The organism is Leeuwenhoekiella nanhaiensis (assembly GCF_002744755.1).
Classification (GTDB): Bacteria; Bacteroidota; Bacteroidia; order Flavobacteriales; family Flavobacteriaceae; genus Leeuwenhoekiella; species Leeuwenhoekiella nanhaiensis.
The window spans coordinates 76,473-91,611 of the sequence record NZ_KZ319291.1; the positions used below are offsets into that span (position 1 = coordinate 76,473).

At 43.7% G+C, this 15,139-nt stretch carries 10 protein-coding genes and 1 tRNA gene; 3 read left to right on the forward strand and 8 right to left on the reverse strand.

The genetic code is table 11. The features are described from left to right. The first annotated feature begins 40 nt into the window (after positions 1–40). A tRNA-His gene (locus tag CJ305_RS10995) sits at positions 41–116 on the forward strand. 154 nt (positions 117–270) lie between these two features. Then, complete coding sequence (locus tag CJ305_RS11000; RefSeq protein ID WP_099646329.1) at positions 271–1,440, forward strand: hypothetical protein; 1,170 nt, start codon at positions 271–273, stop codon at positions 1,438–1,440. Between the two features lie 58 nt (positions 1,441–1,498). Here the strand turns inward: CJ305_RS11000 and CJ305_RS11005 are convergent, their stop codons facing one another. The 8 genes from CJ305_RS11005 to CJ305_RS11040 all read right to left on the reverse strand — a co-directional run bounded on the left by CJ305_RS11005 (position 1,499) and on the right by CJ305_RS11040 (position 9,624). Next, positions 1,499–1,906 carry a hypothetical protein gene (locus CJ305_RS11005; protein WP_099646330.1) on the reverse strand — a complete coding sequence of 136 codons (408 nt, stop codon included), beginning with the start codon at positions 1,904–1,906 and terminating at the stop codon, positions 1,499–1,501. A gap of 49 nt (positions 1,907–1,955) precedes the next feature. Continuing rightward, entirely contained in the window at positions 1,956–2,681 is a 726-nt protein-coding gene (locus tag CJ305_RS11010) for a phytanoyl-CoA dioxygenase family protein (protein ID WP_099646331.1), read from the reverse strand. A 168-nt stretch (positions 2,682–2,849) separates the two neighbouring features. Further along, the gene (locus CJ305_RS11015) at positions 2,850–3,686 is read right to left on the reverse strand and encodes a hypothetical protein (protein ID WP_099646332.1); all 837 of its coding nucleotides are present in this window, start codon (positions 3,684–3,686) and stop codon (positions 2,850–2,852) included. 66 nt (positions 3,687–3,752) lie between these two features. Further along, positions 3,753–3,983: a putative signal transducing protein gene (locus CJ305_RS11020; protein WP_189319432.1), complete on the reverse strand. Its 231-nt coding sequence runs from the start codon at positions 3,981–3,983 to the stop codon at positions 3,753–3,755. Positions 3,984–4,214: 231 nt separating this feature from the next. Next, complete coding sequence (gene katG / locus CJ305_RS11025; RefSeq protein WP_099646334.1) at positions 4,215–6,506, reverse strand: catalase/peroxidase HPI; 2,292 nt, start codon at positions 6,504–6,506, stop codon at positions 4,215–4,217. 586 nt (positions 6,507–7,092) lie between these two features. Continuing rightward, on the reverse strand, positions 7,093–7,695 hold the full coding sequence (locus CJ305_RS11030) for a GNAT family N-acetyltransferase (protein WP_099646335.1): 603 nt from the start codon (positions 7,693–7,695) through the stop codon (positions 7,093–7,095). 93 nt (positions 7,696–7,788) lie between these two features. Beyond that, complete coding sequence (locus CJ305_RS11035; RefSeq protein ID WP_099646336.1) at positions 7,789–8,838, reverse strand: M28 family metallopeptidase; 1,050 nt, start codon at positions 8,836–8,838, stop codon at positions 7,789–7,791. Positions 8,839–8,922: 84 nt separating this feature from the next. Continuing rightward, positions 8,923–9,624, reverse strand: coding sequence for an HAD family hydrolase (locus CJ305_RS11040; protein ID WP_223248862.1), 702 nt, complete (start codon positions 9,622–9,624; stop codon positions 8,923–8,925). Positions 9,625–9,859: 235 nt separating this feature from the next. On the opposite strand from CJ305_RS11040, the gene CJ305_RS11045 reads away from it, so the two are divergent. After that, positions 9,860–15,133: a DUF7379 domain-containing protein gene (locus CJ305_RS11045; RefSeq protein ID WP_099646337.1), complete on the forward strand. Its 5,274-nt coding sequence runs from the start codon at positions 9,860–9,862 to the stop codon at positions 15,131–15,133. Positions 15,134–15,139 lie beyond the last annotated feature (6 nt).

Below are 15,139 nucleotides of genomic sequence, written 5' to 3' on the forward strand. Positions count from 1 at the left end.
TGCAGCCGCATAAATCGCTAGCGAAATATGCTTTTTAAATGGTGGTTGTAGCTCAGTTGGTTAGAGCGCCTGATTGTGGTTCAGGAGGTCGTCGGTTCGAGACCGATCTTCCACCCGGAAAGAAAAATCCTCACAGAAACGTGGGGATTTTTTCGTTTATGCCTTCCTGGTTTTAATGGAAACAGGATGTAGTCTGCCGGCAGAATTCATTTCAAGACATTTTGTTTTAACATTTTTTAGTATTTTGGCGCCTCCCAAATACTGCAATTCATGAAAAATGTTGGCCTACTCCTGGTAACCGCGCTTTTGCTTAGCGCCTGTGGCGGCGTGCGTAAATCTGAAAAAGACCTGGCCCGTGGCAATTACGATCAGGTAATTATACAAACGCTTGATAACCTGCGCGTCAATAAGTCGGCGGAACGTAAAGAACCCTACATCGCTTTATTGAAAGGCGCTTTTGTAAAAGCTGTGGATCGTGATGAACGCCGTTTGGATTTTTTGGAAAAGGAAGACAATCCCAATACACTCCGGGAACGTTATGCCCTGGTTACCGGTTTGAGTTTGAGACAGGATCGTATACGTCCCATTTTGCCGTTGCCGGGAACGAAATTCAGCTTTACAGACTATTCGGATGCAATTATCAGCATCAAAAACGACCTTTCTAAACACCTGATTGAATCGAGTACGCAACTGCTCGAAAAAGGAACCAAAGCCGATGCCCGTCTGGCCTACGACGACCTCGCTTATCTGGAAGAAATCAATCCCGGTTATGCCGATACCGCGGCTTTACTGGAAGATGCACGCTATAAAGGAACCACATTTGTACGATTGGCGCTGGTTAATGAAACCGAAATGACGATTCCCGCCCGGCTGGAGAACGATTTGCTGAATATAGACACCTACAAACTCAACAGACCCTGGGTGCAATACCACAATCGCGAGATCGAAAATCTGGCCTACGATTATGACCTGATCCTAAGTTTTAGAGGGATTCAGATTAGTCCCGAGCTGGTGACGGAGCGTATTTTAAAGCAGGAAAAAAAGGTGAAAGATGGTTTTGACTATGTGCTAGATAAAAACGGAAACGTAAAAAAAGACAGTCTGGGCAATGACATCAAGGTTGTTAAATTTAAAACCCTGCGTGCCGATATTCATGAGTTTACGCAGTCTAAAAGCACGCAGATCACAGCTCGGGTAGACCTGATCGATTTAAATACAAACCAGCTGGAGGCTACGTTTCCGCTGAATGACGGCTTTATTTTTAATCATATTTACGCAACCTATACGGGGGATAAAGAAGCCATCGACCCTAGAATGCTACCGCTTCTGGGCAACCGACCGATACCTTTTCCCACTAATGAGCAAATGGTTTACGACTCGGGCGAAAGCTTAAAACTACTTTTTAAGGATATTCTGGTCAATGAGATTCGGGTGCAGTAGCCATTATTGTTGGCTATGTAAGTCTTTTAGTTTTTGCTTGGGTATATTGAGTTTAAAACTAAAACTCATACTTTAACTCCTGAGTTTTATAGAGCTTTAAAAACTCAGTTTCAAAACGATTGAGTTCCTTTCTTTCGTGATACTTAAAAAGGGAGAACTTAATACCTATTAAGATGAAAATAATAGGAGATAACTCCCAGTATTCAGTAAAAATAAGGACCAAAGCGGTTGTGATTGCCAATGGCGTTGCGATAAGAACCAGCTTATTAAGAGGAAATTTATAGCCAAATTTCACATCATAACGACCTGAAATATTTAATGTACCTACTAAACGGTAATTATTGATGAATTTTCCAGAAGTCATTTCAAAACTGTCGTTATAAACATACCCATCGTAAATCCTGTTTTCGATAAGCAGATAAAGAAGCTTTTGATTTTGATCAGAATTTTTGATACTAACTTTCATTTATTGTTCTGTTCTTGTATTGATAAAATTCTAATGAATTATGATACGATTAAACGCTGTGGTAACTTGAGCTAAAATCATAGTATTCCAGCCAGGTAAGTGGTTTTTGCAGAGAATGTTTATTGAACTCTAAATGAATGACTCTTCTTCTTTTTCCGTTGGTAGTTCTACTCGAGGCGTGTAGGGTTAGTGGTTTCATTAACATAACACCGCCTTGATCTACTTCACAAATTGATTCGTTTTCAAGATTCCATTCTTTAGTTTCGGGGCGAATAACTCCATTAAGATGCGACTTTGGGATAACCTTTAATGCGCCATTTTCGCTATTGGTTTTGTCTAGATGAATGCGAACCGTCACAGTATCTTCTAAGATCTGAATGGGTGGTTGAACGCCATATTGTTCTTTTTTGTAGGTCCAGTTTGTGTAATGAGGCAATGCTGCCTTTTCATTTACTGAAATGCTTAAATCCTGATGATAGGCCACAAACCAATTTGATTGGCTGGGTTTATCAAAATAGATTGCTTTGGTTAGAAAATAGTCAGAGCCCAACAGGGTCAATAAATTTGAATTAAATATGAGCTTTTTTAAATCAGGAATATTTTTAATGAGTTGTCTGATGGCAAATAAATCCCTGGTTTTCATAAAAGAATCACCAGTTTGCTCACTGGTCTCAATACACTTAAGTATTTCATCAACCTCTTCTGCGGTGTAGAAGTTATTTATGATTGAAAATCCGTTCTTCGCCAGCTCAGTTTTTTGTTGCTCGTAGTTCATATCAATTCAAGTAAATGACTCAAGGTAAATCTATACAAATACTTAATTAAGTTCTATAGAAATACTCCTGTTTTGAGAGATTGTATCAGGCTGCTGGAAGATTCAAACTATCTTAAGATGCACTCATACGATGAGTTAAAAAAGGACGTTTAAGATTTGACCGAAGTATTAACTTTTTTTATTCATTTTATAATGTAAGTTCAGAAAGCGCATTCCATAGAAATTGAGATTATGATCTGCTCGTAAAACTTCTTCCTCGTCTTCATAAACCCTTATCCATTCGTGCATTGGTCGAACAAAACGAGCCCAATAGTTTCCATTACCATCAGCAAGTGTAAAGTAAAACCCGTTATCCCCAAATTTTTTACCATCAGAACTAAGGAGCAAAGACCCATCAGCCTCCACCGTTTCAGTCATTATAACAGAGGCGTTGCCATTGGGAAGGGGAAAAACAACCTTAAGAAGCGGTTGATCATATTTGGGATGAGTACAGGTTGTGTAAATCCCGGAATAGATGACGTCATTAGTACTTTTAATTATACGGTACCAGATGGTCCATTTTGTTTTTTTAGTACGTTTATCCTTTAGTTTAATAATCTCACTTTTTAGTCCTTTTGCAGTGTCAATAGAATTTAAGGGTAGATTAAGCTGTTGGAGTCGTTTGCTAAAAATTATGGAAAGAAGTTTTCCAAATGGGCGAAATGGACCTTTCCATTCTGACCAGATCTCAAAATCATAATTTGAAGTGTTTTCATAAAAGTCAGCAACCTTTGGGTTTAGCTCATCTTTTGAAATGCCTATTTGCTCTACACTCTCGAGAAGTCCAGAATTAGGTAAATTCTTTAGAAGTTCTAAATCTTCCTTCTGGGCGAGGTCAAAAATAAATCTATCTCCAATTATTGTAGTGCCTCCGCTTGGTGCTATAAGCCATTCAAATTCATTTGGATCTATTCTTCGACCAGTAGCTTTTACCCAAATTTGCGTGATTTTATCTTGTAGAGCCATTTAATTAATTTCTCATTTTTTTTAGCGCTTTTATCGTTCGGTAAGGGAGAAGCTACTTTTATTGAGTTAATTAGAAATAGCATCTAAATCGGATTTTTCAATAATATCCTGAGCTTTTTCAAAATCGGATTGTGGTACGTATAATTCCACATCATTTTGGGGTACTCCAAAACCACCCAAACGGGCCGATTCAACATGGTCTTTTATACGCGTTTTAATATTTTCCTGATCTAACAGAAAAGCGGCTCTATTAATGATGATGGAGCTACTGGTCAATAGTTTTTGGTAATCGCTCATAATTTCAGTTTTTGTTAAAGTCTGATTTAAGGTCTTTCGTTAGCATTTTAAAATAATGCAAAGAGAAGTTCTTACAATCGAAATCAATTCAGGTTGTATTTAAAGATAGCGAATTAAACGCCTTATCCTACGGCTTTCCCTATTTTCAATTTATAGAAGAGATCAAGCAAAAAAATACCCGACAGCTGTAAAAGCTATCGCGTAAATTATAATAATAGACCTTTTAAGGTCTTATTCGTCTTTAACGTCGTAACGGTCTAACATCATCACCTTGTCCCAGGCTTTGATAAAGTCGTTTACAAAACGCTCCTGAGCGTCGTCTGCGGCGTAAACTTCGGCCAGGTTGCGCAGCTGCGCGTTAGAACCAAAAACCAGATCGCAACGTGTCGCGGTGTATTTGGTGCTTCCGGTAGCGCGGTCGTTGATGTTGAAGAGGGTTTCCTCATAGTTTTGAGGTTTCCACTCATAATCCATACTTGTGAGTACCTGGAAGAAATCATTGGTCAGCTGACCGGGACGTTCTGTAAACACCCCGTGCTTCGAATGATCAAAGTTTTGTTCCAAAACGCGAAGTCCACCGGTTAGCACGGTCCATTCCGGTGCCGAAAGATTGAGCAAATGCGCACGATCTAAGAAAATACGCTCTGCCGGAATCTTATAACCTACCTTGTCATTATGATAGTTTTTAAATCCGTCTGATACCGGTTTCAGCCAGTCGAAGCTTTCTACATCGGTTTGCTCTGCCGTGGCGTCGGTACGACCGGGAGTAAAAGGAACTTCAACATCAAAACCGGCATCTTTAGCCGCTTTCTCTACTGCAGCGCAACCGCCTAAAACCACAAGGTCAGCAAGCGAAATCTGCTTTCCGGGAAGTTTGCCTGAGAAATCAGACTGAATTCCTTTTAGCGTATCTAAGACCTGATTAAGCTCAGCCGGACGGTTGAGATCCCAGTTGTTTTGAGGTTCTAAAGCAATGCGGGCACCATTGGCTCCACCACGCTTATCGCTGTGCCTATATACCGAAGCGGCTGACCAGGCAGCATTCACCAGCGCCGAAACACTTAAGCCGCTGTTTAAAATCACCTGCTTCAGCGCAGCGATATCTACAGCATTTACAAGTTCATAATCCCTGGCCGGAACGGGGTCCTGCCAAATCATATCTTCCTTAGGAACTTCTGGCCCCAGATAGCGGTCTTTTGGTCCCATATCGCGGTGCGTAAGCTTGTACCAGGCTTTTGCAAAGGCATCGGTAAAGTAGTCAAAGTCATTCATAAACTTTTCGCAGACTTTACGGTACTCAGGGTCCATTTTAAGCGCTAAATCTGAAGTCATCATCATCAGATCTTCCTGTTTATCCAGGTGCGCATCCGGCGTTTTAGGCGCGTCAGGATCTACAGGGGTCCATTGCCCGGCACCTGCAGGGCTCTTCTTTTGTTCCCATTCATATTTAAACAGGTTGGTAAGATAATCGTTGTCCCACTGTGTAGGATTTGGAGTCCACGAACCTTCAATTCCGTTCGTTGAGGTAAACTCGGCATTCCCGCTACCTACCGGGTTGTGCCAGCCAAAACCTTGCAGATGCATCGGAGCGGCTTCGGGCGCTGCGCCAATTTTATCTGCAGGCACGGCACCGTGACTTTTACCAAAGGCGTGGCCCCCGGCAATAAGCGCCACGGTTTCCTCGTCATTCATCGCCATACGTTTAAAGGACTCGCGAATGTTTCGGGCAGAATCTATAGGATCCATATTACCACCCGGTCCTTCAGGATTCACATAAATCAAATTGGAATGCGTGGCTGCCAGTGGATTTTCCAAATCGTGGTATTCGTCTTTAGGACCGCCTACCCAGCGTAAATTATTATTGACCATTTCGCCCGGATGGCCTTTATGATCTGTGGTTTTTGGTATTTCATCAATGTATTTTCCATCCCAGAATTCCGGTCCCCAATAGGTGCCACGATCCGGTTCCCAGGCATCACGACGCCCGCCGCCAAAGCCAAAAGTAGGGAAGCCCATAATCTCCAGGGCGCAGTTACCGGTGAGTACGATAAGATCTGCCCAGGAAAGCGCAGCTCCGTATTTTTTCTTAATAGGCCAGATGAGTCTGCGTGACTTGTCGATATTTCCGTTATCCCACCAGGATCCGATAGGCGCAAAGCGTTGCATCGCCTGTGATGCCCCGCCGAGACCGTCTGCAATACGATACGTACCAGCCGAGTGCCATGCCATACGAATCATCTGCGGACCGTAATTGCCATAATCTGCAGGCCACCAGTCTTGCGAAGAAACCAGTAATTCTTTGATATCTTTTTTGAGTTGCTCGTAGTCAATGTTGCTAAAAGCTTCCTTGTAATTCTCATCACGCAGCGGGTTTGCCACGGGCTGTTCTTGATGCAGTAAATCTACCGGAAGGCGTTGCGGCCACCAGTCTTCATTTTGAGGAGCGGTGCCCAGTGCGCCGCCAATACGCGTGCCTCGAAAGGGACACTCACTAAGCCCTTGCGGATTCTCAATGTCTTTCATAACAATTTTTGGTTTAGTTTATAGAATTTACGCAGCCTGCTCAAGTCTCTCTATCAAAAGGATTAAAAAACCGCTTTGCAGCTGTAAAAGATAAGAAGGACTACGTCTTTTTAAAGTTATCGGTTCTTGGAAGGAGAAGCGTTTAAGAGGGCGTTAAACTTTAATTAAAGTTGGGGTAAGAGAAGGATTCGAATTAACTACCGCAAGACGCAATCGTGCTTTGATAGGGGATCATTTCATTTTGGTTGATTACTGCGCGATACAATCGCGCAGTAACTAGTGTCCTGATAAATACGAAATTAGAAATACAAAATAACTCCTAACTCATCACTCAGCATTCTGAATTACAAAAGCGCTGGCTGAGTGAATTTTGCGCAGCGTAGCGCAGTAAAATTTGTATCGAAGCCAAAGCTTGTAGGTTGACCCTTCGATACGATGCTCCTTAGGTCGCATCACTCAGGGTCCTGATAAATACAAAATTAGAAATACGAAATAACTCATCACTCTGAACTCAGCATTCTGAATTACCAAGGCGATGACCGCCTACATTAATTCCGCGAAGCAGGGCTATTTTTTGATACATGAATTATGGGTTATAGTTGTGAAGTTTTAGCAGCAGGTTTTTTTGAACGCCGCTCCATTCGGTATTGGTGATTGAAAATACTACGCTATCGCGGTAGCTTCCGTCTTTATTAAGCCGATGATGCCTCAAAATACCATCTTGTTTTGCACCCAGGCGTGCGATGGCTTCACGAGAATTTAGATTAAACCAGTCGGTCATAAATTGCACGGCAATGCAATTCAGTTCTTCAAAAGCATATTGTAAAAGCAATAGTTTACAGTGCGTATTTACGCCGGTGCGCTGATAGCGCTTTGCATACCAGGTATAACCTATTTCAAGCCTACGGTGTTGAGGTTGGAGTTTGCAAAATCGGGTGGAACCGATGATTTTCCCGGTTTTGGCGTCGACTACCGTAAAAGGCTTAGCCAAACCCTTAGACTGCTCATCAAGGGCGAGTTTGATGTAATCGTCAATCTTCGACACATCAGGAACTGAAGTATACCACAACTCCCACAGTTTTCCGTCTGTCGCGGCTTCTACCAGGTCATCCCGATGTACCGGGCTCAGGGGAACCAGTTTTACTATTTCGTTTACCAGTTCTAATTGAGGGTCAATCCAGTGGTGCATGATTTTCTTCTTGGATTTTAAATGTACGGTTTTCCAAAAAAAAGCCCTTAAACAAATTGTTTAAGGGCTTAACTATTTTAAAACTTAAGGGTCTTACTCCACCTCTTTATCCACCACAATACGCTCGGCACGGTTAGCGAGTTCCCAGGCGGTTAAAAATACCAGTTGGGCACGCTTTGCAAGCATCGGGTAATTGATTTTATCCGGAGTATCGGTTACTTTGTGGTAATCTTCATGAACCCCGTTGAAGTAAAAGATAATAGGCACACCCTTCTTGGCAAAATTGTAATGATCAGAACGGTAGTAAAAACGGTTTGGGTCGTTTTCGTCGTTATAGGTATAGTCCAGATCAATGTTCATATACTTGTTGTTTACCGCAGTCGAAATGCTATCGAGTTCGGTACTCAATTTATCTGAACCAATCAGGTAAATGTAATTTTCATTGTCTTTATGCGCCTCATCAACGCGGCCTATCATATCAATGTTGAGGTCAGCAACGGTATTTGCGATGGGGAAAATGGGGTTTTCGGCGTAATAACGCGAACCGTACAATCCTTTTTCTTCACCGGTTACGTGTAAAAACACGATAGAGCGCTGCGGTCTGTATCCTTTTTCAACGGCTTGTTTAAAAGCTTCGGCGATTTCTAAAACGCCTACGGTACCAGAACCGTCATCATCAGCCCCGTTAAATACCTCACCATCCTCACTTACACCTACGTGATCCAGGTGGGCGGAGATTACAATATATTCTTCGGGTTTGGTGCTGCCCTCTATAAAGGCAACTACGTTTTCAGAAGCTTTAATTCCGCTTCCGGCGCGGAAAAAACTCTCCGGTACAATCTGAAAATAACTGTCTTCCTGAGCAGACGGAATGCCATGCTCCACATAGAAATTCTTAAGCCATTCAGCAGCTTTTTTCTGTCCGGGTTCGCCGGTATTTCGACCTTCAAACTCGTCTGAAGCATAGACATAAAGCATTTCTTTAAGTTCGTCTGCCGTAATACTTTCGGCAAAAGGCATCGGGTCTACATCGCTGAGAGTTGTTTTATCTGAGTTTGATGGAGTAGAATTGGTTATTTTTGGTCCACATTTTACAAACATCGTGGAGCTGAGTACAACGCCCAGCAAGAGTACTTTTTTCATAGATTTTTTCAATTTAAAGCGTTAAAAATACGTTTTTAGCCAAGAAGTTGAAGAGGCTTAGCATTTTTTTAGCGAAAGGGAGGTTTAAAAATGCAGTTCAAACCAGCCTTCCCCGGCGTCGGTTAGTTCAACCTGCTCATAGTCCTGCATAAAATGCTGAATGCGGTCAATCTTTTCAAATTCTTCAGGCGTATGCGTGGTGGTGAGAATGATTGATTTTGAATCTCCGTTTGCAGCAGCCTTGGCACCGGTAGGGCTGTCTTCAAAAATCAGGCTTTCCGCAAGGGGAATATTTAAAGCTGCGCTTACCATTTCAAAAACCTGCGGATCGGGCTTGCCGCGTTGTACCATATCGCTGTGCACCACGGTTGTAAAATAGGTCTCAAGCTGAAGCGCTTCAATAGCAAACTCTGCATTTTCCTTAGGTGCGGCAGTGCCGATTCCCATTGGGATTTTGAGTTCTTTCGCCCGGTCTAAAAAATCCTGTAATCCCGGAAGCAGCTTGATTTTGTCGGCGTAAATTTCACGATAGGCAGCTTCCTTATCCCAGGCGATTTGCCTGCGCTCGGCTTCATCAAAGCGATCGCCAAAGAGACGTTTGATAATTTCTTCATTAACCCCGTGAATGTCGCGCTTTACTTCTTCAAGCGTCATCTCAAGCCCCAGTTCACTCAGTTTTTTCTGCCACGCGCGATGATGAATCATCATATTGTTAAACATCGTGCCGTCCATATCAAATAGGAGGGCGCGTATACGGATATTGTTTGCAGGAATTGTTTTTTGCACAGTTCGACTTTTTATGGGTGTGGAATGCTTCGGCTTTTCGGAAAATTCACGTTTTCAACTTCAAAAATACCATTATTCATATCAAAATCTAAGGATTTCGGGTAGCTCTGCCCTGAGCACTACGCCTTTTTCCCGATAGGAGACAGGGATTTTACCCCTTATTGCAGGTGTAAGGCACTCAAGGGGCTGTGTTTTAGGTACTTTTAAGTACCAACAGCAAATCAATCACCTGATTATGACCAAAGCACTCGTTTACGGAACCCTGATTACCGAAGAATTACATGCACAGACCGCCCAGTTTGCAGAATTTGAAGTTGTTACCGCGGTACAGCTCGAAAAAAGCAGAGCTGAAAATCGCCGCATTGAACTCGAGCTGAAGGATGAAGATATCATTGAACTCACGTTTTCAGATCAAACTCAATGGATAGGTAACGCGCTTGATATCGAAGAGATTTACAATGCACCCGCAAACGCAAACCGCTCGGGAGATCATTTCGTTTTTGAAGCTCAGGTTACCGGAAAACAGGCTTCGCGAGGCGGTATTGGCAGTGTGGTCATTAAAACACTGAAACTTTTGCGCGCTAAAACCATAGGCAACGCAGCCGAAACTTCCGCAAAAAACCTCGCCATCGCCTATGACAAACGGGCGATGCCACAGCCCGGACTTTATAAGCTGGACGCGGGCTTTCAATATATGCCCGTAAATAAAATAGCTGCCGCGACTACTCCGTATTTACTGCTCATTCACGGCACGCTCTCCAACACTTTTGCGGCCTTTGCCGAACTGCGTCTGGGGCAAAATCCCATCTGGGATCAATTGCACAAGCAATACAATGCCGGGATTTTGGCTTTAGATCATCGCACGCTGTCTTTGAGCCCTTTGCAAAATGCACTCGATTTTCTGGAGCATTTAGATCAGTCGGCTACGGTTGAGATTCTCAGTCACTCGCGTGGCGGTCTGGTTGCAGATGTTTTGGCAAAATGCGACCATCGCAATGAGGTGGTGGGGTTTAGTGATCTGGAACTTGGGATGATGGCCAACGAAGATCCGGGGGCTTGCGAGTTGATGAAAAAAATCAATACCATCGCCCGAAAGAAAAAGCTGGAAGTACGCAAGGTGATACGGGTAGCGGCCCCGGCCAGCGGTACAACCCTGCTTTCGCGACGCACCGATCATTTTCTAAACGTTATGCTTAATGCGCTTGGTCTTGCCGTTGGCGCTCAGGCCAATGTGGTTTATAACACCGTAAGGCTCTTTCTGCTTGAAGTGGTCAAGCAAAAAGCAAACCACGAGGCAATGCCCGGGCTCTACAGTATGGTGCCCGACAGTACGTTTCAAAAAATGCTCAATTTTTCGGGGAACTTTGTGTCTAACGATTTGTATGTGATTGCCGGTGATGCCGAAGTAGGAGGGCAGTTGGGCGATTCACTCAAGGTGATTTTGGCCAATTTATTTTACTGGAAGGCAAACGACCTGGTGGTCGATTCAGACCGAATGGAACAGGGAGCGCCACGCCTGGGCGGTATGCAGTACTTTTTATCTAAAGACGGAAGCACCAATCACTTCAATTACTTCCGCAATCAAAATACCTGCGATGCCATTTTACAGGCAGCCATTACTCCGCAGGGGAGTCAGGCCGGTTTCTATACCCAAAAATTTATAGGTGCAGGCAACCGTGGGGTATTGCTCAGCATGTTTTCTATGGAAGGCGTGCATTACGATCACGTGAGTGGCAATAAGCGAATCGCTATTTTGCTTCCCGGCATTATGGGTTCGAGCCTCGATCACAACGGCAATCCACAGTGGATTGATTTCAGAGAATTGAACAGAGGGGCAATTAAGGATGATCTCGAAATCAATATGAGCGGGGTGGAAGCTTCGGGGGTGATTAAAAAATACTACGATGACTTTGTGAAGCACCTGCTTAAAACGCACGATGTAGTCACCTTTCCGTTTGACTGGCGAAAGAGCGTCAAAGGTTCTGCAGAACAGCTCGCTAAAAAGGTTGAAAGTTTACTGGACACCTACAACCAGCCCATTCACATCATCGCGCATTCTATGGGTGGTCTTGTTGTGCGCCAGTTTATGATGGATGCATCAGCAATCTGGAAACGCTTTATCGAAAAACCCGCCAATAAATTTGTGATGCTGGGCACACCCTGGCTGGGTTCATATCTGATTATGGAAGTGCTCACCGGCCACAGCAGTCGCGTAAAGCAGCTGGCGATGATCGATTTTAAAAATTCAAAGGAAGAATTGCTTCAGGTGTTTAGAGAATATCCCGGGATTTTTGAATTGCTTCCTATTGAAAACAATACCAAACGCCCTTTCTGGGAGTCGCAGTTCTGGAAAGATCGCAAAGCGGAAAGTACCGAGCCTATGGTTGTTCCGCTTAAAAAAGATCTCGACCAGTTTAAAAAATACCGCGATGCCGTCCTCGATTTTGTAACGCATCTTACCGAAGACGACCTTAAAGATGTGTACTATGTAGCCGGTCATGCCGAGCAAACGGTTTACGATTATAAAACAGAGTCGCGCTTTCTGTCTAAAAAGAAAAAACTGGTTTACCTCGCAACCACCGCAGGCGACAGCAGCGTAACCTGGGTAACGGGCATCCCGTCGCGCATTCCAAAAGACAATGTGTATTACACCCATACTTCGCACGGCGAACTCGCAAATGACCCCAAAATTTACGACGGGATTGTTGATCTTTTGCTGGAAGGTAAAACCAATAGACTTCTGAAAACCAAACCGGTTTCCCGCGCTGGGGAGGTCATTAGTGAGATTCACGCGGTACCTGCGCCGGGTAGTGATCCTAACCGGGTGAGCGATGCGCTTTTTGGTATTCAGCCTGTAGCACGGGCAACCCAGCCTGAGCGTAGCATTTTGAATGTCGAAGTTGTAAATGCCGATTTAAAGGTGTCGCGTTTTCCGGTGATGTTGGGACATTTTAATAACGACGGTGTGCACAGCGCCGAAAAAGCTCTTGATAATTACCTCAATGGTCGCCTGATGCAGCGCTATGATATGGGGTATTACCCCGGAAAAATCGGTGAAAGTGAGGTGTTCTTCAACCTGAATACCAATCCGCGGGGAGCAATCGTATGCGGTCTGGGCAATTCGCAGGAGCTTACGCATTATCTGCTGGCTAAAACCGTAGAGATGGCTACGCTGAAGTATGCCATGTTTATGCGGGATAATTACACGCTGGCGAAAGCCAAATCCTATGCCGAAGGAATTTCTTTTATCCTCATGGGTACGGGATACGGCAGATTACAGATTGAAGATTCAATCAAAGGAATTTTACTGGGAGTAAGCAGTGCTAACCGATTTATAAAAGATCACGGCGAAGGCCTGCAGGAAGTCACACAGGTAGAGTTTGTAAACCACTACGAGTCATTGGCGAGCCAGGCGTACTGGGCATTGAGCAGGCTGAAAAATTCAGATAACCGGTTCAATTTTGAACTGGTAAAAGGCATTGAACGGAAAGAAGGAGCCAAGAAAAAACGCGCTTTTGTAGATGAGTCTGAAGACTGGTGGCATCATTTTAATGTAAAAAGTATTTGCGAAGGCGATCGCATTACCGGGTTTGCGTACAATTCGTCAAGTGGTCTGGCCCGTGTAGAGGAAGAAGAAGTGCATAATGGGCTGGAACAGGTAGGCATTTTACTGGAGCAGATGTCGCGCAATTCGGTCTGGGATAAGCGCCTTTCTAAAACCCTGTTTGAATTGCTCATCCCCAATCAGTTTAAAGATATCATCCGCAATCAAAACAATATTTTGTTTAAGCTCGATTTAAAAGCGGCTCAGTTTCCGTGGGAATTGTTTCACGACTTTGAGTCTGACGAAACACCGGCAGCCGTAAACAGCGGACTTATTCGCCAGTTGCTGACCTCAGATTATGAGACGAACCAATTGCGCAGTGTAAGCAACAAAACTCTGATTATAGGCGACCCCATTTACAATGAAGAACTTTTACCACAATTGCCCGCTGCCAAAGCCGAGGCACAGTTGGTTGATGATAAACTAAAAAACGCGGGGTTTGAAACCTTTCCGTTGCTTAACAGTACGGCTTCAGACATTATGCTGCAGCTCTATACCAATGAGTACAAGATTCTGCATTTTGCAGGTCACGGCTTGTACGACCCGGCAACGCATCGCGTAGGTATCGCCATAGGTAACGGGATTTGTATAGACCCTGCGATGATCAAGCAATTGAGTTACGTGCCTGAGTTTGTGTTTATCAATTGTTGCTTTTCCGGTACTATGAATGCGTCTGACGATGCGTTCAGCCGTTCGCGTTATAAACTGGCGGCTAATATAGGAACCCAGCTTATTGCGATGGGGGTTAAAGCCATTATTGTAACTGGCTGGGCGGTAGATGATGCAGCTGCAGAGACTTTTTCAGAAGCCTTTTACAGCCGTATGCTTTCCGGTTATGAATTTGGCGAAGCCGTACAAATGGCGCGTAAAAAATGCTATCAAAATCACCGGCATACCAATACCTGGGGCGCTTACCAATGCTACGGGAATCAGCATTATAAGTTTTTTGAACACGTCCGCCAGAAAGAAGAAGTCTTTGATTATGTGCTGAGTTCGCAGGTTTACACAGATCTTGAAAATCTCTATGCGTCTATACGTCACAGCAGTTTTAATCCAAAAACCGTAAAGCGTAAGCTTGATGAAATTCTTGAAAACGCCAGCCGAAATGATCTGATAGATGGAGTGATCAGAGAGAAGGAGGCCCTGATTTATGATGAATTGGATATGCCCACTGAGGCCTTAGATACGTTTAGGGCGGTTCTTACACTCGAAGATGCTAATTTTTCGATGAAGGTTTTGGAACATTTTTGCCTGTTACGCTCTTTGAATTTCTCTAAGGACGCCGCAGAACGAAAGGAGGAACTTGATCTGATTACCAAGCTGGCACTCATAGGTAAAACTACTTTAAGGCTGGGCATTGTGGGCAATTGCTACAAGTTTGCTTCGATGCACGAAAAAGGGGAAAAGCAATTACACTATCTGCAGACCGCTTTAGATTATTATGCCGAAGCCTACGACCACAGTACCAATCCGTATGATGGCAAGACACTGGATGCTTTTTCAAACATTGTGTTTTTGAGTTATCTCTTGGAAGCTTATGGTAAAGGAAACCTGAAAAACCAACTGAAAAAATATACCAGGAAGCCGGTTTTTGTCTACCTGTCTGAATTTTTAAAGCATCTGGATGACGTGGACCCGGCAGATCTTGATATTTCGGTGCTTTTGGGAATGACTGAGGTGAGCTTCGGGATGCTTTTAATCAATACCGAAAAAGGTGGGGATCAGGTTATTTTAGATGAAATCAATAAGCGTTTTGCTGAAGCCTTCCAGATTTTACACAGTTCGCGACAAATACGTATCGAACTGGCGCAACTGGAATTTCTATTGAGTCACGATGCAGTAATTCCAAAAGAAAAACTGAGTAGTTTACTTAAGGTTAAGGAGTCGTTGTTGCGGTTTAAATAGCAGGTT

Excerpts from the sequence above, each read along its gene's own strand:
- CJ305_RS11005 (WP_099646330.1), bottom strand. The coding sequence starts at position 1,906 with ATGAAAGTTAGTATCAAAAATTCTGATCAAAATCAAAAGCTTCTTTAT.
- CJ305_RS11010 (WP_099646331.1), bottom strand. The coding sequence starts at position 2,681 with ATGAACTACGAGCAACAAAAAACTGAGCTGGCGAAGAACGGATTTTCA.
- CJ305_RS11030 (WP_099646335.1), bottom strand. The coding sequence starts at position 7,695 with ATGCACCACTGGATTGACCCTCAATTAGAACTGGTAAACGAAATAGTA.
- CJ305_RS11035 (WP_099646336.1), bottom strand. The coding sequence starts at position 8,838 with ATGAAAAAAGTACTCTTGCTGGGCGTTGTACTCAGCTCCACGATGTTT.
- CJ305_RS11045 (WP_099646337.1), top strand. The coding sequence starts at position 9,860 with ATGACCAAAGCACTCGTTTACGGAACCCTGATTACCGAAGAATTACAT.
- katG (WP_099646334.1), bottom strand. The coding sequence starts at position 6,506 with ATGAAAGACATTGAGAATCCGCAAGGGCTTAGTGAGTGTCCCTTTCGA.
- CJ305_RS11020 (WP_189319432.1), bottom strand. The coding sequence starts at position 3,983 with ATGAGCGATTACCAAAAACTATTGACCAGTAGCTCCATCATCATTAAT.
- CJ305_RS11000 (WP_099646329.1), top strand. The coding sequence starts at position 271 with ATGAAAAATGTTGGCCTACTCCTGGTAACCGCGCTTTTGCTTAGCGCC.
- CJ305_RS11015 (WP_099646332.1), bottom strand. The coding sequence starts at position 3,686 with ATGGCTCTACAAGATAAAATCACGCAAATTTGGGTAAAAGCTACTGGT.